The 18,236-nt window shown below is 67.5% G+C and carries 17 protein-coding genes; 7 read left to right on the top strand and 10 right to left on the bottom strand.

Annotated elements, in window-relative coordinates:
• Window positions 1–20: 20 nt before the first annotated feature.
• The 6 genes from ACE3PU_RS04265 to ACE3PU_RS04240 all read right to left on the bottom strand — a co-directional run bounded on the left by ACE3PU_RS04265 (window position 21) and on the right by ACE3PU_RS04240 (window position 4,699).
• Window positions 21–827, bottom strand: a complete 807-nt coding sequence (locus ACE3PU_RS04265) for an alpha/beta hydrolase (RefSeq protein WP_374386999.1) — start codon at window positions 825–827, stop codon at window positions 21–23.
• 4 nt (window positions 828–831) lie between these two features.
• Entirely contained in the window at window positions 832–1,068 is a 237-nt protein-coding gene (locus ACE3PU_RS04260) for a hypothetical protein (protein WP_374386997.1), read from the bottom strand.
• Between the two features lie 106 nt (window positions 1,069–1,174).
• Window positions 1,175–2,665 (bottom strand): ATP-binding protein, encoded by a 1,491-nt coding sequence (locus ACE3PU_RS04255; RefSeq protein ID WP_374386995.1) that lies wholly within the window; start codon window positions 2,663–2,665, stop codon window positions 1,175–1,177.
• A gap of 10 nt (window positions 2,666–2,675) precedes the next feature.
• On the bottom strand, window positions 2,676–3,020 hold the full coding sequence (locus ACE3PU_RS04250; RefSeq protein WP_374386993.1) for a response regulator transcription factor: 345 nt from the start codon (window positions 3,018–3,020) through the stop codon (window positions 2,676–2,678).
• Window positions 3,021–3,116: 96 nt separating this feature from the next.
• Entirely contained in the window at window positions 3,117–3,794 is a 678-nt protein-coding gene (locus ACE3PU_RS04245) for a response regulator transcription factor (protein ID WP_374386991.1), read from the bottom strand.
• An 11-nt stretch (window positions 3,795–3,805) separates the two neighbouring features.
• Window positions 3,806–4,699 (bottom strand): helix-turn-helix domain-containing protein, encoded by an 894-nt coding sequence (locus ACE3PU_RS04240; RefSeq protein ID WP_374386989.1) that lies wholly within the window; start codon window positions 4,697–4,699, stop codon window positions 3,806–3,808.
• A 109-nt stretch (window positions 4,700–4,808) separates the two neighbouring features.
• Between ACE3PU_RS04240 and ACE3PU_RS04235 the strand changes: the two genes are divergently transcribed.
• Entirely contained in the window at window positions 4,809–5,432 is a 624-nt protein-coding gene (locus tag ACE3PU_RS04235) for a response regulator transcription factor (RefSeq protein WP_374386987.1), read from the top strand.
• On the opposite strand, the gene ACE3PU_RS04230 is transcribed toward ACE3PU_RS04235, so the two are convergent.
• Window positions 5,414–6,799 (bottom strand): sensor histidine kinase, encoded by a 1,386-nt coding sequence (locus ACE3PU_RS04230; RefSeq protein ID WP_374386985.1) that lies wholly within the window; start codon window positions 6,797–6,799, stop codon window positions 5,414–5,416. The two genes, ACE3PU_RS04235 and ACE3PU_RS04230, sit on opposite strands and share 19 nt — an antisense overlap.
• Before the next feature lie 417 nt (window positions 6,800–7,216).
• Here ACE3PU_RS04230 and ACE3PU_RS04225 point away from each other — a divergent pair, with 417 nt between their 5' ends.
• A complete protein-coding gene (locus ACE3PU_RS04225; RefSeq protein ID WP_374386983.1) occupies window positions 7,217–8,050 on the top strand; it encodes an alpha/beta fold hydrolase in 834 nt (277 codons plus the stop codon).
• 370 nt (window positions 8,051–8,420) lie between these two features.
• Here the strand turns inward: ACE3PU_RS04225 and ACE3PU_RS04220 are convergent, their stop codons facing one another.
• Window positions 8,421–9,503: an NAD(P)-dependent alcohol dehydrogenase gene (locus ACE3PU_RS04220; RefSeq protein WP_374386981.1), complete on the bottom strand. Its 1,083-nt coding sequence runs from the start codon at window positions 9,501–9,503 to the stop codon at window positions 8,421–8,423.
• A 379-nt stretch (window positions 9,504–9,882) separates the two neighbouring features.
• Here ACE3PU_RS04220 and ACE3PU_RS04215 point away from each other — a divergent pair, with 379 nt between their 5' ends.
• The 5 genes from ACE3PU_RS04215 (at window position 9,883) to ACE3PU_RS04195 (ending at window position 17,196) form a co-directional block, all read left to right on the top strand.
• The gene (locus ACE3PU_RS04215) at window positions 9,883–10,869 is read left to right on the top strand and encodes a TerC family protein (protein WP_374386979.1); all 987 of its coding nucleotides are present in this window, start codon (window positions 9,883–9,885) and stop codon (window positions 10,867–10,869) included.
• Between the two features lie 516 nt (window positions 10,870–11,385).
• Window positions 11,386–12,099, top strand: coding sequence for a response regulator transcription factor (locus ACE3PU_RS04210; RefSeq protein ID WP_374386977.1), 714 nt, complete (start codon window positions 11,386–11,388; stop codon window positions 12,097–12,099).
• On the top strand, window positions 12,096–13,508 hold the full coding sequence (locus ACE3PU_RS04205; RefSeq protein ID WP_374386975.1) for an ATP-binding protein: 1,413 nt from the start codon (window positions 12,096–12,098) through the stop codon (window positions 13,506–13,508). The genes ACE3PU_RS04210 and ACE3PU_RS04205 overlap by 4 nt, the downstream gene beginning before the upstream one ends.
• A 136-nt stretch (window positions 13,509–13,644) precedes the next feature.
• A complete protein-coding gene (locus tag ACE3PU_RS04200; RefSeq protein WP_374386973.1) occupies window positions 13,645–16,401 on the top strand; it encodes a Plug domain-containing protein in 2,757 nt (918 codons plus the stop codon).
• An 81-nt stretch (window positions 16,402–16,482) separates the two neighbouring features.
• The gene (locus ACE3PU_RS04195) at window positions 16,483–17,196 is read left to right on the top strand and encodes a hypothetical protein (RefSeq protein WP_374386971.1); all 714 of its coding nucleotides are present in this window, start codon (window positions 16,483–16,485) and stop codon (window positions 17,194–17,196) included.
• Between the two features lie 94 nt (window positions 17,197–17,290).
• On the opposite strand, the gene ACE3PU_RS04190 is transcribed toward ACE3PU_RS04195, so the two are convergent.
• Window positions 17,291–17,434 carry an SH3 domain-containing protein gene (locus ACE3PU_RS04190; RefSeq protein ID WP_374387238.1) on the bottom strand — a complete coding sequence of 48 codons (144 nt, stop codon included), beginning with the start codon at window positions 17,432–17,434 and terminating at the stop codon, window positions 17,291–17,293.
• A 113-nt stretch (window positions 17,435–17,547) separates the two neighbouring features.
• Window positions 17,548–17,838 (bottom strand): BA14K family protein, encoded by a 291-nt coding sequence (locus ACE3PU_RS04185; RefSeq protein WP_374386969.1) that lies wholly within the window; start codon window positions 17,836–17,838, stop codon window positions 17,548–17,550.
• Window positions 17,839–18,236 lie beyond the last annotated feature (398 nt).

The raw sequence follows: 18,236 nt of genomic DNA, 5'->3' as shown, positions 1-18,236 counted from the left end.
CGCCTCCCGCCGCGACCGCATCAGGCCGCCGCCGCCGCCGCCGACCGCGCCGGGCGCGCATTGGCGACGGCCCAGTCGAGCGCATGGTCGGCGACGGTCTCCCAGCCTGCGTCCATGCAGGTCCAGTGCGAGCGCCCTTCAAAGATCTTGAGATCGGTCCGCGAGGGCGCGCGCTTTTGCTTCTTGTAGATCGCGCGCGTCATCGACGCGTCCGCGATCAGGTCCAGGTCGCCGCCGATCAGCAGCAGGGGCGCCCGATCCGGATTGTCCCACCGTATCTGCCCGGACGCCCCGGTGACGCCGTCCCAATACACGCGCCCGGCGGTCGGGACGATGTAGCGATCATAAAGCTCCGCAGCGCGAGCCTTCGGCGCGGTCTGGGCGAAGCGCGTCTCGAAGAAGCGTCGCGACATGACCTTGGCCTTCTTCCAGCTCAGCAGGTCGCTGAACACGGGAAGGGCCGAGACGATGGCGTTGGGCCCCAGGGGAACGCCCGGCGTCGGGGCCGGATCGATGGCGACGCCTGCGACCCCGCATCCCCGGTCGAGCAGATGCTGGGTGAACACGCCGCCCAGCGAATGCCCGATCAGGATGGGCTCTTCCGGCAGCGCGCGGATGATGCGCTCGAAATGGTCGACGATGGCCTTCTGGCCGGTCCGCGCCAGTTGCGGATCCGGCGCTTCGCGCAGCTGAGCCGGCGAGCGGTCGTCATGGGGCCAGTCCGGCGCCGACACGGTGTAGCCCTTGGCTTCATAGCGGGCCTTCCAGGCCTCCCAACAGCGGCTGTTCAGCCAGGCGCCGTGGATCAGGACGATGGTCTTGGACATGGCCTTAAGCCTCCAGGGGCGACGCGTCGGCGCGAACGGTGAGCATCAGGAAGGGGCGACCGCCCTCGCGCATCGACCAAGGCCGAAGCTCGACCTGAAGCCCCGCCTCTGCGCTCAGCCGGGCGGCCTCGCGCACCAGGACGAGGGCGTCGTCATTGGGGTCGTCACAAGGGGCGACGAGGAGAAGCGCCGACCGGTCTGACCGGCGGGGTCGGGGGGCTGGCGCGGTCTCAATCGGCATCGGGCCTCTCCTCGTCAGGGGACAGGCGGCGGGGGAGGACGGCCTGTCCGAGAGAGAGGATGCGACTGCTCGAGACGGCTCGCCATTCTACGTGCGGAGCGCGCGATCAGACATTGGTATGAGCCCCCTCCGCCGGCAGGCGGATGACAAACACCGCGCCGCCCTCCGGCGCGTTTGCGGCGGTGATGGTTCCGCCGTGCGCCTCGATGATCGACCGGCAGATCGGCAGGCCCAGGCCCATGCCGTCGGGCTTGGTCGAATAGAAGCTGGTGAACAGGCTGTCCGGATCGACCGCCAGCCCCGGCCCTTGATCCGCGACCTTGACCTCCAGGTAATCGTCGCGGCCGCGCGCCGATATGGTCAGGCTGGCGTGGGCGGGCGCTGCGGCCTGAACGGCGTTCATGATCAGATTGACCAGAACCTGCTGCAGCTGCGTCCGGTCGCCGTGCACGGTCAGGGGCTCGACGGATACGGCGATCTGCGCGCCACGGGCCTGCAACTCGTCGCGAAGGAACAGCAGCGTCTCGTCGATGACGTCGCGGAGCCCGAGCGGGCCTTGGGCTGCGGCCTGTTTGGCGGCCATGGCGCGCACGCGCGAAATGACGTCGGCTGCGCGCTGAGCGTCGGCGCCGATGCGGGAGGTCAGGGCGACCGCGCGCTCGATCTCCGGCCGGTCCCGCGACAGCCATCGCAGGCTGGCGGCGGCGTTGGTGGAGATGGCTGCAAGCGGCTGATTGACCTCGTGCGCAATCGAGGCGGCGAGTTCGCCCAGCATCGACACCCGGGCGGCGTGAGCGAAATCGTCCCTGAGGCGTCTCAGGTCAGCCTGGGCGGCCAACCGTTCTGAAATATCGATGACCCCCACCAGCAGGGCGCCCTGCATCAGTCCCTCATGAGGGAAGGCGGCGGTGAACAGCACGTCGAACTCGCAGCCGTCCTTCCGGCGCAGGCGGGTCTCGGCCATGTAGTGACTGCGCCGCGCGATCGCCGCCTTCACCGCAGCCGCATAGACCGACGTGCTGGTCTCGGGCCAATAGGGCTCCACCGTGTCGGCCAGGCTGTCGCGTCCGCCGATCCCGAACATCGTCAGCGTGGTCTCGTTGACGTCCAGCACCCGGGTCCGCCGCATCATCTCGCGCACGAAGTCCGGGTGCTCGTCAAAGTGCCTGGGAAAATCCGTTATCCCCTCGGACCGAGCCTGCCGAAGGAAGGCGCCGACCGGCGCGAAGTCCAGTTCCCAGAAGCCGGCCGCCATGGCCTGGAACAGGCTGCTGTAGCGAAGCTCGGACCGCTTCAACCGGTCCTCGACCTGCCGCTGGCCGGTGATGTCCCGTCCCACCTCGAGCACGCCCGAGGCGTCGCGGGTCCAACTCGCCTGAACCAGCACAATCGTCCCGGTCGCCGTGCGCCGCTCAAGGACAGCCTCGGCAAGGTCCGAAGGGACAGGGCCAAGCAGGTCCTCGACCGTCGCACCGACCGCCTCGTCTTCCGTCCAGCCGTAAAGCGTGGCGGCGGCGGGATTCCACGCAGTGATGCGACCACCCTCGTCCCACAGGACCACGGTGTCCCGGATCAGGTGAAACAGCCGGTCCGTCACGGCCGGACCGTCAGGCGCTCAGCACGCCTTCGATGCAGCGCACGAGATCGGCTTCCTGAAAAGGCTTCTGCAGGACGCACGCCGCGCCGCTGGCTCGGGCGCGCGCATGCAAGACCGCCTCGGTCCGCGCGGTCACCATGATCACGGGCGTCGTCACGCCAGTTTCGTCCAGCCGCCGCTTCAGCTCGATGCCGCTCAGTCCGGGCATCTGGATGTCGGTGATGATGCAATCCGCAGCCGAGCCGGCATCGGCGGCCAGGAAGCTCTCCGCGGAGGCATAGGCCTGCACGCGATAGCCGAGGGAATCGAGCAGGCCGACGATCGCGACCCGCAAGGAATCGTCGTCCTCGACCACGGAAACGGAAGGGCTGAGGGGCAAGCGAGCGGACTTTCACTGGCGCCGGAGGGGCGCCTGCACCATGGCCGCAAAGCCGAACAGGGACCATCATACTCAGGTGTTAGTCCCCGACGCGCCGAGGAGATCGGCCATCCGCACGAGGTCCGGCAAGGTGCGCGCCGCCATCTTGCGCATGGCCGCGCCACGGTGAATCTTCACGGTCACCTCGCTGATGCCCAGCTCGCCTGCGACCTGCTTGTCCATGCGGCCGGCCGCGACCAGGCGCATGACCTCCTGCTCGCGTGGCGACAGCATCGCAAAGCGTGTTCGCAGGTCTTCGACATCGGCGTCGGACGCACGACGCGTGCGGTCGCGGTCCAGAGCCAGGTCGACGGCGTCCAGCAGATCCTGGTCGCGAAAAGGCTTGGTGAGAAAGTCGACCGCGCCGGCCTTCATCCCCCTCACGGACATGGGAATGTCCCCGTGCCCGGTCATGAAGATCACGGGCAGGTGGACGCCCAAACCCTCCATACGCCCCTGAAACTCAAGACCACTGACGCCCGGCAGGCGCACGTCCAGCAGGAGGCAGCCGGGCCCCGACCACGCGCGGGCGTCGATGAACTCGGCGGAAGAAGCGTAGGCGCGCGCTCGCAACCCGACGGATTCCAGCAGGCTCTGGACCGCATCTCTCAGCGATCGGTCGTCGTCGACGATGTGGACGATCGGCTCTGCCGGCATGCGCGCCTCCCAGCACAGGGTGGCACGACCATCCGGACGCGGCCATTCATCCAAAAGGATGAGGATCAGGAGCTTCGCCAGGCCTGACGGTAGCGCCCCGGACTTACGCCGGTGGCCTGTGAAAAGGCGCGGGTGAAGTTCGCCTGGCTGGAAAAGCGGCAGGCCTGGGCGATTTCGCCAAGGCTTTCGGCGCCGTGGGCGAGCCGTTGCTTGGCCAGGTCCAGGCGGCGCCGACTGAGATAGGCGTGGGGCGACGCGCCCACCGTCCGCTGAAACAGTCGGGCGAAGTGAAAGACGCTCACGCAGGCGACATCGGCCAGGTCCGCGAGCGACACGTCCGCCTCCAGACTGTCGTTGATGAAGGCCAGCACCCGATCCAGCCTGCGCCGGTCGAGCGTCCCATGCGACAGGCGCGGCGCGGACGCCGGCGCCCCGCTCTCCGCGTGGTCTGCGGCAAGCGCCGCGATCAGGTCGATCGCCAGCCCGTCCATCTTCAGCCCGCCTGCGGACCCTTCGCGACCCAGCTCCCGTTCGATTTCGGCCAGAAGACCGCGGACCTTTCGACTGTCGACCCGCGCTTGATAGCGCAGGTCCTGAGCGCGAAAGCCGAGGGTGGCCAGTTCGCCGCTGTAGAAGCTGTGCGGCGGGATATAGACGTGCAGAACGCGAGGGATGTCGGCGGACAGACGGGTGGCCTCCTCGCGGATGCCTGCGGGACAAAGCCAGGTCGTGCCCGGCGTCGCCGCCACATCCTGGCGCACGCCTCCGGATGCGCGGCTGGACACGGCAGGCCGGTCGTCGCGAAGGATCTGGGTGATCTCGGCGTTCCGGGGGGTGAAGGCGCCGATCTCGCCGGCTCCATGGCTGCGGATCTCCGCGGCGATCAGCGTCCACGGGCGATCGACGGACGTCGCCAGCAGGCTGGCGTCCCTGAACTTGGCGTCGCCGTGACCCTCCATATCAACCTCCCGATCCTGTCCGGCGAGGGCGAGAACAGCAAGGACTGAAAAGACAAAGCGTCGCACTTGCGGCAGATTGCAAGTGTCCTCCGCTCGCTTGCCTGTCCGCATGTCCCCGCTGATCCACATCGTCGATGATGACCATCAACTGCGACAGGCCCTCGGCGGGCTGCTGCGGTCGATGGATTACGACACGATGGACCACCCCTCGATCGAAACCTTCTTGAGGGCGGACAAGCCTGCGCGCCCGGGGTGCGTTCTGGTGGATGTGCGCCTGCCCGACGGCAACGGCCTCGACCTGCAGGCCCGCATGGTCGCGCACGGCGTGCTCCAGCCGGTCATCATCATGACGGGCTACGGCGACATCGCCATGAGCGTTCGGGCGATGAAGGCGGGCGCCGTCGACTTCCTGACCAAGCCGGTGCGGGACCAGGATCTCTTCGACGCCGTCACGGCGGCCATCGAGAGGGACCGGACGCGGCTGGGCCGCCAGCAGGGCGAAACGGAGCTTGAGGGGCGCTACGCGCGCCTGTCTCCGCGGGAACGCGAGGTCATGGCCCTGGTGACACAGGGGCTTCTGAACAAGCAGGTCGCCGCCGAGTTGTGCCTCAGCGAGGCGACGGTGAAGACGCATCGCAAGTCGGCGATGCAGAAGATGAAGGCGCGGACGCTGGCCGAATGGGTCCGCCTGGCGGATCGTCTTGGAGCGCGCGATCATGGGTTGAAGGTCTGATCCGCAGTCGCGACAGGTAGGCTGACATGGAACGTCGCGCCGGGCGCCTGTCCTTCATCGAGCCAGATCCGTCCTCCCGCCGCCTCGACCGAGGTCCTGCAGATCGCCAGGCCTATCCCCATGCCGTCCGCCTTGCTCGAGGCGAAGGGTTCGAACAGGCGCGGCCTGACGGCGGGCGGAACGCCCGGACCGCCGTCGGCGACCGACACCGTTACGGCGGTTGCGTCGGATCGGACCGTCACCGTCACGTCCCGCGGCGCCGGCTGTTCCCGCATCGCCTGGACCGCGTTGAGCATGAGATTGACCAGCACCTGCTGCATCTGGATCGGATCGGCCATGACGCGCGGCAGACCGCTCTCTGCGTCCAGATGGATCGACGTGTCGTGCAGCCTGAGTTCGCGATCGATCAGGATGGCGGCGATGCGCGCCGTTTCGGCCAGATCGACCGGCTGAGGCGAAGGCGGCGAAGCGCTCAGGAAGTCGCGAGTCCTTCCGATCACCTGGGACGTCCGGGCAGCGTCGGCGACGGCCCGGTCCAGCGCCTGCTCCGCCTCGGGCAGATTGGGTTCGGCGCGTCGCAGCCAGCGCAGCGCGGCCTGCACATTGGCCAGGATCGACGCCACCGGCGTATTCACCTCGTGCGCGATCGACGCGGTCAGGGCTCCGACGGTGGTGATGCGCGAAGCCCGGGCCGCCTCGGTCTGGGCGGAGACCAGACTGGCCTGCAACGCCTTGTAGTCGGTGATGTCCAGCGCCGTGACGAGGATGTCCTTGAATCCCTCGAGCGAGCTGGGAAGGGCTGCGGTGAACAGGCAATCCAGGTGGGCGCCGTCCGGTCGAACGATGTGCGTCTCGGAGCGATAGAAGGCGTCGCCCCGGCCGAACGCGATCAACCACTGGTCGAAGGTCTGATCGCTGTCGGGCAGGATGCGGTCCAGCGACCCGATGAAGTCCGCCTTCGACCGCGCGCCCATCATCTCGACGGTGAAGGCGTTGACGTCCTTGATCATCACCTGGCGGCGCAGGGCCCTGGCCTCTTCCGGGTGGGCCGCGAAATACGCCTGAATGTCGTGCACGCCGCCCTTCTTCAGGGCCATGATCGCCTTGCCGACGGGCGTCCAGTCCTCACGCCAGAGCGATATGCCGGAGCGTTCGAACAGCGCATCGCGCCAGGCCGCTTCCGATCGCGATCGGCGCCGATGCCTGCGCAAGGCGTAGCCCGCGGCGGCGATCAGACCGAGCAGAACGAGCCAGAGCGCCAGCTCGAGCGCCTGGGACCCCAGCGCCGCCGCCGCCAGACCCGCGACTCCGACGCCGCTCGTCGCCCAGAGCGCATAGTCGGCCGGCCGGGGTCGGAACGAAGACATGACGGGTCTTTCGGATCCCACCGCCCACTCGGGCAGCCCGCCTGAGTCCGCGCGTTCGGGGGCCGCAGTTCCGGGCCACAGCGAGAACACCCGCTTGTCGGCGCCCCGTGGCGGCGGACTGGTCATGGCGAGAGGCCTCCCCAAGGCGATTTCCGACAGTCGCTCAGCCTGGAGCATGGCTGCAATCATACCAAGGGCTAGTCCGGCTGCCTCAAGAGACGAATGGGCGCCGGTCCGGGACGCAGCGATCCTAAGGCCGCAACATCAGGAGAGCCGGTCATGTCGCCAACGGGAACCCTCCCCCGCCACGGAGCCTCGCGTCGGGACGTGTTCGCCGGGGCCGCCGCGCTCGGCCTCCTCTCATCGCTCAACCCGGCGCTCGCTCGGGCCGCCGTGCCACGCCCAGGAGACACTCCCATGCCCTTCATCCGCACCCGCGACGGCGTCGACATCTTCTACAAGGACTGGGGGCCGCTCGACGCCCAGCCCATCGTCTTCCACCACGGCTGGCCGCTCAGCGCGGACGACTGGGACAATCAGATGATGTTCTTCCTGGGGGAAGGCTATCGGGTCATCGCCCATGATCGCCGCGGCCACGGGCGCTCGACCCAGACCTGGGAAGGCAATGAGATGGACACCTACGCCGCCGACGTGGCGCAGTTGGCCGAAGCCTTGAACCTGCGCGACGCCGTCCACATCGGCCATTCGACGGGCGGCGGCGAGGTCGCCCGCTATGTCGCCCGCTATGGCGGCGACAGCCGGGTTGCGAAGGCCGTGCTGATCGGCGCCGTGCCGCCCTTGATGCTCAAGACCGCCGCGAACCCCGGCGGATTGCCGATCGAGGTGTTCGACGGCTTCCGCGCCGCCCTCGTCGCCAACCGCGCCCAGTTCTATCGCGACGTGCCGGCGGGCCCCTTCTATGGCTTCAACCGACCCGGCGCTAAGCCTCAGGAAGGCGTCATCGCCAACTGGTGGCGCCAGGGCATGCAGGGCGGCACCAAGGCCCACTACGACTGCATCAAGGCCTTTTCGGAAACCGACTTCACCGAAGATCTGAAGGCCATCGCGGTCCCCACGCTGGTGATGCACGGTACGGACGATCAGATCGTTCCGATCGGGGCTTCCGCACATCTTTCGGCGCCGCTTCTGCGGAACGCCCAGACCAAGATTTACGACGGCCTGGGCCATGGCATGTGCACCATGAATCCGGACGTCGTGAACCCGGACCTGCTCGCCTTCGTGCGCAGCTGAGGCAGCCGTCATGCCCAGGCGGGTCGCGCTCTCAGCGGGCGCGCTCGTCGCCGCACACGCCAAGTCCGTCTTCGCCCAGAAGACTGTCTCCCCCGCCCATCCACCGGATGGTAGCGGCCTTCGACATCGTGCCCACCGACACCTCCGAGGGCTCCGACCTGGTCTTCGCCGTTCGGGCGCGGAGCGAGGCTGGGGAGGTACGCCCATCGATCAGTATGCAGACATGACGGAGCAAGGCGCCACCTTCTACACCCACAGCGGTCGCACCTTCACGGTCGGTCTGACTACGCCTTCTAAGGCGCCGCCTGCAAAGCGGGCCGTCGCATCGATCGCGACGGCCCGCGGGCGCCGGAAAAATCGTCTTGGTTGGTCAGCTCAGGCTCTGCATGTCGATGACGTAGCGGTATCGCACCTCCCCGTTCTCGATCTTCACGTAGGCGTCGTTGATGTCCTTGATGTCGATCATCTCGACCTCGGGCGCGATGTCGTTGGCGGCGCAGAAGTCCAGCACGTCCTGGGTCTCCTGCAGGTTGCCGATCAGCGAGCCCGCGAGGCTCTGGCGTTTGAAGGCCATCTTGGAGTTGTCCACCCCGTCGATGACGTCGAGATTGCCGACCACCACGAACTGACCGTCGCGCTTCATGAGGTCCAGCAGGGCGCCGACCTCATGCTTCTCGGGCACGGTCGAGAGGATCAAGTCGAAGGCGCCCTCGAATTCCGCCAGGGCGGTCTTGTCGGTCTCGATGAGCGCATTGTCCGCGCCGTGCGTTTTCGCGTCCTTCAGCTTGTCGGGGTTGGAGGTCAGGACCGTGACCGTGCAGCCCATGGCCTTCGCCAGCTTCACGGCCATATGGCCCAGCCCGCCGAAGCCGAGAACGGCGACGTGGTCGCCCTTCTTCACCCCCCAGTGCTGCATCGGCGACCAAGTGGTCACACCGGCGCAGAGGATGGGGGCGGCCTTCTTCGGATCCAGCCCCTCGGGCAGGGTCAGGACGAAATCCTCGGGCACGACGACCATGTCGGAATAGCCGCCGAAGGTGTTGTCGCGGCCATAGATGTTCGTGCCGTCCTTCGTCTCCGTCGCCGGGGTCATCGGCCCGTTGTAGGTGGCCAGCCAGCCGTTGGGCCCCTCGCAATAGTTCTGGTCGCCCTCCTTGCAGGGATCGCATGTGCGGCAGCTGTCGATCATGCAGCCGACACCGACCATGTCGCCCTCCTTGAACCGCGAGGCGGAGGCGCCGACGGACTTCACCCGGCCGACGATCTCGTGACCCGGGATGCAGGGATAGACGGTATTGTGCCACTCGTTCTTCACCTGGTGGATGTCGGAGTGGCAGACCCCGGCGTAGAGCACCTCGATCACCACCTCATTGTCCCTCGGATCGGGCCGGTCGATCTCCATGCGCTCGAGTTTGGAGCGGGCGGTCTTTGCGCCCCAGGCGATCGATTTCATGGGAATTTCCGTGGCTATTGGAGTGAGTCGAAAAGCCATGGGCGCTGTGGCGGTTCCGTACTGCGAAGTCTGGGCTCCGCATCTGACGGCAACGCGCCAGATGCGGACATTCGCCAAATCTCCGAAACCGGACGGCAAGCGACGGTCACCGACCATGCGGACACTTGGTGAAGACACCATCTGCTCCCCTCTCGCCTTGCCGGAAAAGTTCGGGTCGGCTACATTGTGGGTCAGCGGACCGGGCCCCTCTGACGTCTGATGGCAGACGTGATGTCGGACCGCATCGAGTGATCTCGGTGCGTAACGGCTTCTTTCCGGTCGATCCTCAATGCACGCGCCGCAGGTCACTCCTTGAAAAAGGGGAGTCTTGATGGACCTGATGAGCTTTCTCCTGGCCGACTGGCTGGGCAAGCCGGCCTGGATGTGGCTGGCTTTCATGGGCGTGGTCGTGGCGCTGCTGGTGCTCGACCTTGGCGTCCTGCACAAGGATCAGCACGAAATCGGCGTGCGCGAGAGCCTGCTGCTATCCAGCATGTACATCACCATCGCTCTGATCTTCGGAGGATGGGTCTGGTGGGAGCTGGGCAGACAGTCGGGCATGGAATACCTGACGGGCTTCGCGATCGAGAAGTCGCTGGCGATGGACAACGTCTTCGTCATCGCCATGATCTTCGGCTACTTCGCCATTCCAAGGGCGCTTCAGCACCGAGTGCTGTTCTGGGGCATACTGGGCGTGATCGTGCTCAGGGCCATCATGATCGGCGCGGGCGCGGCCCTGGTCAGCCAGTACGGTTGGGTGCTCTACATCTTTGCGGCCTTCCTGGTCTTCACCGGGGTCAAGATGTTCTTCGCCGGCGGCGATCACGCCGACGTGGGCGCAAATCCGCTGGTAAGGTGGATGCGCGGCCATTTGCGCATCACCAACCAACTTCATGGCCAGAAGTTCTTCGTTCGGGAGCCTCACCCGAAGACCGGACGTATGGTCCTTTGGGCCACGCCGATGTTCCTGGCGCTCATGATGATCGAGGTCGCGGACGTGATCTTCGCTGTGGACTCGGTGCCGGCGATCTTCGCCATCACCACTGATCCCTACATCGTCTACACCTCAAACATCTTCGCCATCCTGGGGCTCCGGGCGCTCTATTTCGCGCTCGCCGCCATCATTCACCGCTTCGCCTATCTCAAACAGGCGCTGGCCGTGCTGCTGGTGTTCATCGGCGGCAAGATCTTTGTGGCTGACATCCTAGGCTGGGAGAAGTTTCCAGCGGAATGGTCGCTGGCCATCACCGCCTTCATCTTGGCGGCTGGGGTGTTCTGGTCGCTGTGGAAGACGCGGGGTCGGTCTTCTGAGACCTCCTGCTTGTGACGAGAAAGGGCCCGTCTAGTATCGCCTACCTCCCGGGGCGCTTCATGGGCTTCGGCCGCACATAAACCAGTCTCTGCGGTCAACCGCGCGCCGAAGCAGAGGACGGTGGCTGGGGAAAGAGGATCCGAAACTAGCAAGACGGTGTCGGGTCGTCCGGGTTCCGGCAAGCTACGACGCCAAGAAGTAGCAGACAGCCATTACTCTGAGCGGCCGCTTCATATTCACTCCAGGTCGTGGATGCAGATGCGCTGGCGTCGTGCGCTCTGACCGGTCCGGGCCCGCCCTTGCGAGCGAGTCCAGACCGGTCACGGCCCATGGCGAGGGGGAGGCGACGTACCAGGGAGCCGGCGAGGGCGTTTGCCCGGCCCCTCGCTACAGGGGTTGAGAGCCGCGTGCGTCTCACAACGTTTCAGGCCGCGGATGTTGTGTGTCGTTATCGTTCAGCGGCGCGCTCGACACACTGTGAAACACAATAGGTCGCGCAAGCGACGACATTGACTGCAAGAAGCCGCAGTCATGGATACGCCCACCCGCATCCTTGTCGTCGACGACGACCGGGAGATCCGCACCCTGCTGGCCGAACACCTTGAGCAGGCCGGCTTCAACACCGACACGGCCGCCGACGGCGCGCAGATGCGCGCCCGTCTGGCGTTGCGGACGCCTGACCTCATTCTGCTCGACCTCAATCTTCCGGGACAGGACGGCCTGGAGCTCTGCCGCGACCTCCGGGCCGGCTCCGCCGTCCCGGTCATCATGCTGACCGCCCGGACCGACGTCATCGATCGAATTCTCGGTCTGGAGCTGGGCGCTGACGACTACCTCGCCAAGCCCTTCGAGCCGCGCGAACTCGTCGCGCGGATTCGCAGCGTCCTCCGACGGACCCAGGCCATACCCAGCAATCTCGCTCCCCCCGAGGCGCGGGTGGCCCAGATCAACGACTGGGCGTTCGATATTGAGCAGCGCGTGCTGCGCGACCCGGAAGGTCGCATGGTCATCCTGTCCGGCGCCGAATACCGGCTCCTCATGCGGCTCGTCGAACACGCCAACTGCGTGCTGAGCCGCGAGCAGCTGATTTCGCTCGGCGGCGTACGCCAGGAGGATTCGCTGGACCGCGCCGTCGACATCCAGATCAGCCGGTTGAGACAGAAATTCGGAGAGGCCGGGCCGGTCCTGATCCGCACCGTCAGAAACGAGGGTTACGTCCTCGCCGCGACGGTCGTGCTGAAATGACGCTGTGGCGCCGCTTCATGGGGTCGATGGCCGGACGGTTGTTCGTCATCCTGCTGGTCGGCACCGCCGCCGCCAGTCTGATATCCCTGTCCCTGGCCGACATGCGCCATCGAGCCCAGCTATGGGACTTTCACCTCGAACGGGTGGCGGATCGGGTCGAGTCGGTCGCCGGTCGTCTGCACGGCGGCGGGCCCGACGCGCGGGAGGCGTCGGATCGCGGCCTGGCGGGCGGGGCGGCGCTCGTGGCTCCAGACGGCCCGCGGGGCAAGCCCGATCCGGCCCTTACCGCACGTCTCAACCAGCGCTCGCTCGACCCGTGGCGGGCGGCCGCCTATGCCGCGCCGCCCGCGACCTGCGACATCGGCAGACCCGGTCCGCCACCAGGCCGAGCCGGCGCCCGGAGACGCGTGACCGACAGCCAGGCCGCCCGGCTCGGGCTTGAACGGCGCAACTGCTGGGTGGTCGATCTCGCGGCTCCCGACGGGACGGTGACCTCGATGGCGGTGGGGGCGCCTCCCAGGCCCGCTCGCCCGCGGATCTTCAGCGTCTGGTTGCTCGCCGGTCTGATCATCACCGGCACAGCCCTGTCGCTTTTCGTGGCCACCATCGCGTCGCGGCCGTTGCGGCGCCTGTCGCGAGCCGCCGAGGCCCTGAGGGACGATCTGAACGCGCCGCCGACCCCCGTCACCGGGCCGCGGGAGGTCGCCCAGGCCGCCCTCGCGCTCAACAGCCTCCAGGCCCGTCTCCACGCCGCGTTGGAGGAGAAGTCGCAAATCCTGGCGGCCGTGACGCACGACCTGCAGACGCCGCTGACGCGTCTGAGGCTGCGGGTGGAGAAGGTGAACGATCCTGACCTGAAGGAGCGGCTTCTGGGCGATCTCGCCTCGACCCAGTCGCTCATTCAGGAGGGCATGGAGCTGGCGCGCAATCGCCCGTCCGAGGAGCCCTTTGTCGCCCTGTCGCTGGACTCCCTGTTGACGTCTATGGCGGACGACGAGGCTGACGCCGGGCGACCGGTCACCTTCGGCGAGGGATGCGCATGCGACGTCTATGTCCGGCCCCGCGCCCTGCGGCGGTGCCTGGCCAATCTCATCGACAATGCCGTCATCCACGGCGGCGGTGCGGAGATTTCCGCTCACGCCGGGGAGCATGAGGTTTGCATCGAAATCCGGGACAACGGCCCCGGCATCGATCCGAAAGACATCGAGCGGGTGGTTGAGCCCTTCGTCCGGCTCGAAACGTCCCGGTCTCGCGATACGGGGGGGACCGGGTTGGGGCTGACGATCGCCGCCCGCCTGGCGCGGGAGACGCAGGCCCGCCTTGAGCTGGAGCCCAGGCAGGATCGTGGTCTGCTGGTCCGGCTTCACGTGCGAAGGGCGGTGCTGTCCGCGACGGAACGCAAGCGGTGAGCCGCTCATCCAGCCCGAGAGTTGCGCACTGGCCGTTCCGGACTTCCGCGCCGGCTGACCCAGACCGGGCCGAGCCGTCCCGGAGCGTCCCCTCCCCCTCTTCGCCGCAACCTTTTCTGCAGATCGAGCCCACTCCATGATCGCCTTACTGACCCTCCTGGCCGCCCAAATCCCCGCCGCGCAGGATGTGCAGACCCCGCCCGCCCCTGCGCAGCAGGAGACATCCGTCCTGGATCCCGACGACCCCGAAACTGTGGAGCTGGAGGAGATCGTGGTGGTCGCCGGGGGCCGCCCGCGCGGATCGGTCGACAGCGATATCGAGCCAGAGGAGACGCTGACCGCGCGGGACATTCGCGCCTATGGCGCCACCGATATCTCGGAACTGCTCGACGCGATTGCGATCCAGACCACGAGCGGCCAGGGGCGCAGCGCCGGTCAGCCGGTCGTCCTTATTAACGGCAAGCGGGTCTCCAGCTTCCGCGAAGTTCGCAGCATCCCGACGGAGGCGATCAGTCGCGTCGAGATCCTGCCCGAAGAGGTGGCGCTAGACTACGGCTATCGGGCCGACCAGAAGGTCGTGAACGTCGTCCTGCGCGAACGGTTCAGAGCCGTCACGACGAACACCGCGCTGTCTGCATCCACGCTCGGCGACCGGTACGCGCCCTCTTTGGACGCCAGTATTCTCAGAATCCAGGGCGACGACCGCTGGACCGTCGACGGTGAGCTGACCGGCGCCACGCGCATCCGGGAGAGTGACCGGGACATCGTGCGGAACGATCCCTTCCCCTTCGACATCGACGGCAATATCACCGCCCTTAATCCCGGGGACGAGATTGACCCGGCCCTGACCGCCGCCGCCGGCTTCCCCGCCACCATCGCCGGCGTGCCGGCTGGAGGCGGCAGGACCCTGGCCGACTACGCGGCCCGCGCTGACCTTCCCAACAGCCAGGGCGACCAGGCGTTTCGCACCCTCTCGCCCGCAACCGCCGGGGCCTCGCTCAACGCGGTCCTGACCCGCGCCCTCGGTTCGGGGATCAGCGCCACCGCCAACGTCGGGCTGGACATGGACCAGAGCCTCTCCTGGCTGGGCCTGCCTGAAGGCGACGTGATCCTGCCCGCCGCTTCCGGGACGTATCCCTTCTCCCAGGACGTGCGTCTGTTCCGCTATTTCCCGGCTCAAGGCCCTCTGGAGCGCCAGAGCCGCAGCGTCGCCGGGCACCTGGGCGCCACGCTAGGCGGAGAGTTCGCCGACTGGCGCTGGACCTTCACGGGCAATGCAGACATCTCGAGAAGCGAGACCACGACGGACCGCGACGCCGATCCCCTGCAGCTCCAGGCCGCCGTGGACGCCGGGTTCAACCCCCTCGCCTCGCCGATGCTGCCGCCGACGGCCCTGCTCCGGCAAGACCGCACGGAGACCACGACCACCAATCTCGACGCCCAGCTGCTGCTGAACGGCTCGCCTTTCGACGTGCCGGCCGGCGCCGTTCGGACCACGTTCAAGATTGGCGTTGACGCCGACCGGATCGACAGCACCTCCCGGTCGATTGACGGTGACACGGCGCGCGACCTCGACCGGGTGACCGGCAGCCTGCAGTCCAGCGTGACCGTCCCCGTTCTGGCGGGCGACGGCCCCCTGGCTGCGCTCGGCGACCTGTCGCTGAACTTCAATCTGGAGCTCGAACAGCTCTCCGACTTCGGCGGACTGACCACTTACGGCTACGGCTTGCGATGGGAACCGGTCGGGAAGCTCAACGTCATCGCCAGCGTGACCGAGGAGGAAGGCGCCCCGAGCATTCAGCAGCTGGGCGATCCCCTTACCGTCACGCCCAACGTCGACCTCTACGACTTCGCGACCGGCCAGACGGTTCTGGTCGACCGCATCGACGGCGGGGCGGCGGATCTGCGGTCTGACAGCCGCCAGGTCGTCAAGCTGGGTCTGACCTTCCAGCCCTGGACGGAGCGCGATCTGCGCCTGTCGGCCAACTACATCCACAGCCGCAGCCGGGATCAGATCTCGAGCTTTCCCGCCTATACCGCCGGCATAGAAGAGGCCTTCCCTGAGCGCTTCGTGCGCGATGCGGACGGACAGCTGATCAGTGTCGACTTCCGTCCGGTCAACTTCGAGAGCGCGGCGCGCGACGAGCTCCGCTGGGGTTTCACCTACACCAAGGCCATAGGGCGACGCCCCGAGGGCGGCCGCGACCCCTTGGCCGAAGCCGGTCTGGGCCGGCGGCCGCCCACAGGCGATGCGGAAGCGGGCGGTCCGCCGGCGGGGCCGACCGGCGCGCAAGGCGGTCCCGTCGGTGACGCCGCTTCGGGCGCGGCCATGGCCGGTCAGCGCGCTCGCGGCCAAGGCCGCGGGCCCGGCGGCGGGGGTGGCGGTTTCGGCGGCGCGGGGGGTGGACAGGGGCGCTTCCAGTTAGCCCTGTTCCACACCTACCGCTTCCGGGACGAGATCGTGATCCGGGAGGGATTGCCTGTGCTCGACCTTCTGGACGGTGCGTCTGAAGGGCGTTCGGGCGGCAAGCCGGTCAATGGCGTGGAAGCCAATCTTGGCTATTCCTACGCGGGGTACGGCGCGCAACTGAAAGCGGCCTGGACCCAGGATACGCGGCTGGTCGGCGAGGCGGACGACGGGTCACAGGATCTGTTCTTCCCGGACCAGACCGACGTCGATCTGAAGCTGTTCGTCGACTTTTCGGCGCGACGCGATCTGGTCGCACAATTCCCCTTCCTTCGCCGGTCCAGGCTCAGCCTGGACGTCGACAACCTCTTCGATCAGAGGCCGGAGGCGGTGACCGGCGATGGCGTGGTCTTGCCGGCCTACCAGCAGGATCTGACGGATCCCGTCGGCCGCACCGTCAGACTGACCTTCCGCAAGCTGTTCTGAGTATCCCCAACCCCGCCGCCCTTCGGCGGTGGGGTTTCCCATCGGCCGGTTCTCGCAAAACGGCCCCAACCCGAGGTCATCATGCTGCGTCTTCTCCTGGGCTCCCTGGCCATCTGCCTCGCGTCCTGCGCCTCTGCGCCCAGCCAGCCCCAGCGGGGCCCCGGCCCCCAGCTGTTCATCAGCCCCTTCGGGGAGCCCTTCCCCGGCGCCCCGGGCGGTCCCTATCCCTCGGCGGCGTGGTTCCAGCGCGCCGACACCGACCAGTCCGGGCAGCTTACCCTGCGCGAATTCAGCGATGACGGGCTGCGGTACTTTGCATCTCTGGATCTGGACGCCGACGGAGTTGTGGGCGCATCCGAGATCGCAGCCTACGAGGCGATGCTCACACCATTGTCCCGGCGCGGCCCTGGCGCGGGCCTAGGCGCAGGCCCCCGGGAAGGCGGCCGCCGCGGCGGCGGGGGCGGACGTTCTCCGATGAAGATGAATGCGGCCGCGTCCCAGCAGCAGCCCGGTCGTGGCGGTGGGCGGGGCGGGCGCGGCGGTCAGGGAGGTCCAGGACGAGGCCAAGGAGGGGGCCGGCCCGCCGGGTATGGTCCCATCGCTGACGCCGGATTCTTCAACCTGCCGCAACCGGTGAAGGCGGCGGACGTCAACGTGGACCAGCGGGTCACCACGGAGGAGTGGGCCGCCGCCACGTCCCGCTGGTTCGTGCTGCTGGATAACGATCGGGACGGCGTGCTGACGCTCGCGACCCTCCCGACGACACCCTCGCAGCGACGCGCTCAGCCCCGCTGATACGGAGGACCCGGCGCGGGGCATGACCCCGCGCTCCACACAGTGGCGGCGGCTCTCTTCGAAAGCCGCCGCGCCGAGATGGAGTTGCGCTTAGTCAGGCGCGACGGGCGAACTGTCCGCTGATCCAGCCCTGGCCGCGGATGTGGAGCCACCCGTTGCAAACCTGGTCGACTTGGACGAACCGCCCGGCGCGCAGCTGGCCGACCCGGCGGGTGTTCGTCCCGGGGCCGCTACGAATGGTGACGGTGGAGACGATGCGATAGCGGCCCGCCGCCCGCTGGAGGTTGTCGCGCGCTCCTTGGTCGCCCCGGGCAAGCCCCGCCGGCGAATCCGGCGGGGCTTGGGATACCTCTATAGCCGGCAGCGGGCCGTCTCACCGCGACGGGGCACATAGGTGTCCGTGCGCGGATTGTAGGATTTGTAGCGCTGCTGACAGGCGCGAACGTGCCGGTACCAGTCCGACGAGCGTGTCCAGTGCCTGGGTGGGGACGGGGGACGGGCGCCCCAGCGGTCATCCCAGCGGCCGTAGTCGCGCTGGTCCTGTCGGTTCTGCACGCTGGTCGCGGACGCGGGTTCGAAGGCGGACGCAGGCACAGCGGCGCCCAACATTCCGACCGCCAGTATGATTGCAAGACTTTTCATGCTCTTTCCTTTGTTGTCATCCCCCTGCACAGTAACTGGCGAGTGCGACAAAGGTCCCGAAGAGTAAAAGTTTCAGCTTATAACCCTACGTGTCACAGTTTATCGCCGGGGGCCATGCCTGCAGGCTGGAGAGGGCGTAAGGCCTGCGGCCCGGCTCCTGAGCCAGCCCAGCGACGCCGCTGGCAACCGGATAGGAAAATCCCTGAGGTCTGCAACGCGCCAGCAGCGGCCCTGTCGCCCCACCGGAGGCGAACCCCGCGCGAGCCCTTTCGGCAGTCCTTCGCATCGACGGACCCCGGACAAGCAGAACCCCCGCGGCGGCTGCCGGCGGGGGTTCTGATTTCAGGCAGCAAAAAGCCGCCGTCATTTCGACGGCGGCTTTTTGTATTTGGGTGCGG

The sequence above is a fragment of the Brevundimonas sp. genome, assembly GCF_041911375.1.
GTDB lineage: Bacteria > Pseudomonadota > Alphaproteobacteria > Caulobacterales > Caulobacteraceae > Brevundimonas.
Note: the sequence above shows the minus strand (reverse complement) of the source record. Positions and strands in the feature narration are given on the sequence as shown.

Bases quoted from the DNA above. Each gene is read 5' to 3' on its own strand.
- ACE3PU_RS04265 (WP_374386999.1), bottom strand. From the start codon at position 827: ATGTCCAAGACCATCGTCCTGATCCACGGCGCCTGGCTGAACAGCCGC.
- ACE3PU_RS04260 (WP_374386997.1), bottom strand. From the start codon at position 1,068: ATGCCGATTGAGACCGCGCCAGCCCCCCGACCCCGCCGGTCAGACCGG.
- ACE3PU_RS04240 (WP_374386989.1), bottom strand. From the start codon at position 4,699: ATGGAGGGTCACGGCGACGCCAAGTTCAGGGACGCCAGCCTGCTGGCG.
- ACE3PU_RS04235 (WP_374386987.1), top strand. From the start codon at position 4,809: ATGTCCCCGCTGATCCACATCGTCGATGATGACCATCAACTGCGACAG.
- ACE3PU_RS04230 (WP_374386985.1), bottom strand. From the start codon at position 6,799: ATGTCTTCGTTCCGACCCCGGCCGGCCGACTATGCGCTCTGGGCGACG.
- ACE3PU_RS04225 (WP_374386983.1), top strand. From the start codon at position 7,217: ATGCCCTTCATCCGCACCCGCGACGGCGTCGACATCTTCTACAAGGAC.
- ACE3PU_RS04220 (WP_374386981.1), bottom strand. From the start codon at position 9,503: ATGAAATCGATCGCCTGGGGCGCAAAGACCGCCCGCTCCAAACTCGAG.
- ACE3PU_RS04215 (WP_374386979.1), top strand. From the start codon at position 9,883: ATGAGCTTTCTCCTGGCCGACTGGCTGGGCAAGCCGGCCTGGATGTGG.
- ACE3PU_RS04210 (WP_374386977.1), top strand. From the start codon at position 11,386: ATGGATACGCCCACCCGCATCCTTGTCGTCGACGACGACCGGGAGATC.
- ACE3PU_RS04205 (WP_374386975.1), top strand. From the start codon at position 12,096: ATGACGCTGTGGCGCCGCTTCATGGGGTCGATGGCCGGACGGTTGTTC.
- ACE3PU_RS04200 (WP_374386973.1), top strand. From the start codon at position 13,645: ATGATCGCCTTACTGACCCTCCTGGCCGCCCAAATCCCCGCCGCGCAG.
- ACE3PU_RS04195 (WP_374386971.1), top strand. From the start codon at position 16,483: ATGCTGCGTCTTCTCCTGGGCTCCCTGGCCATCTGCCTCGCGTCCTGC.
- ACE3PU_RS04185 (WP_374386969.1), bottom strand. From the start codon at position 17,838: ATGAAAAGTCTTGCAATCATACTGGCGGTCGGAATGTTGGGCGCCGCT.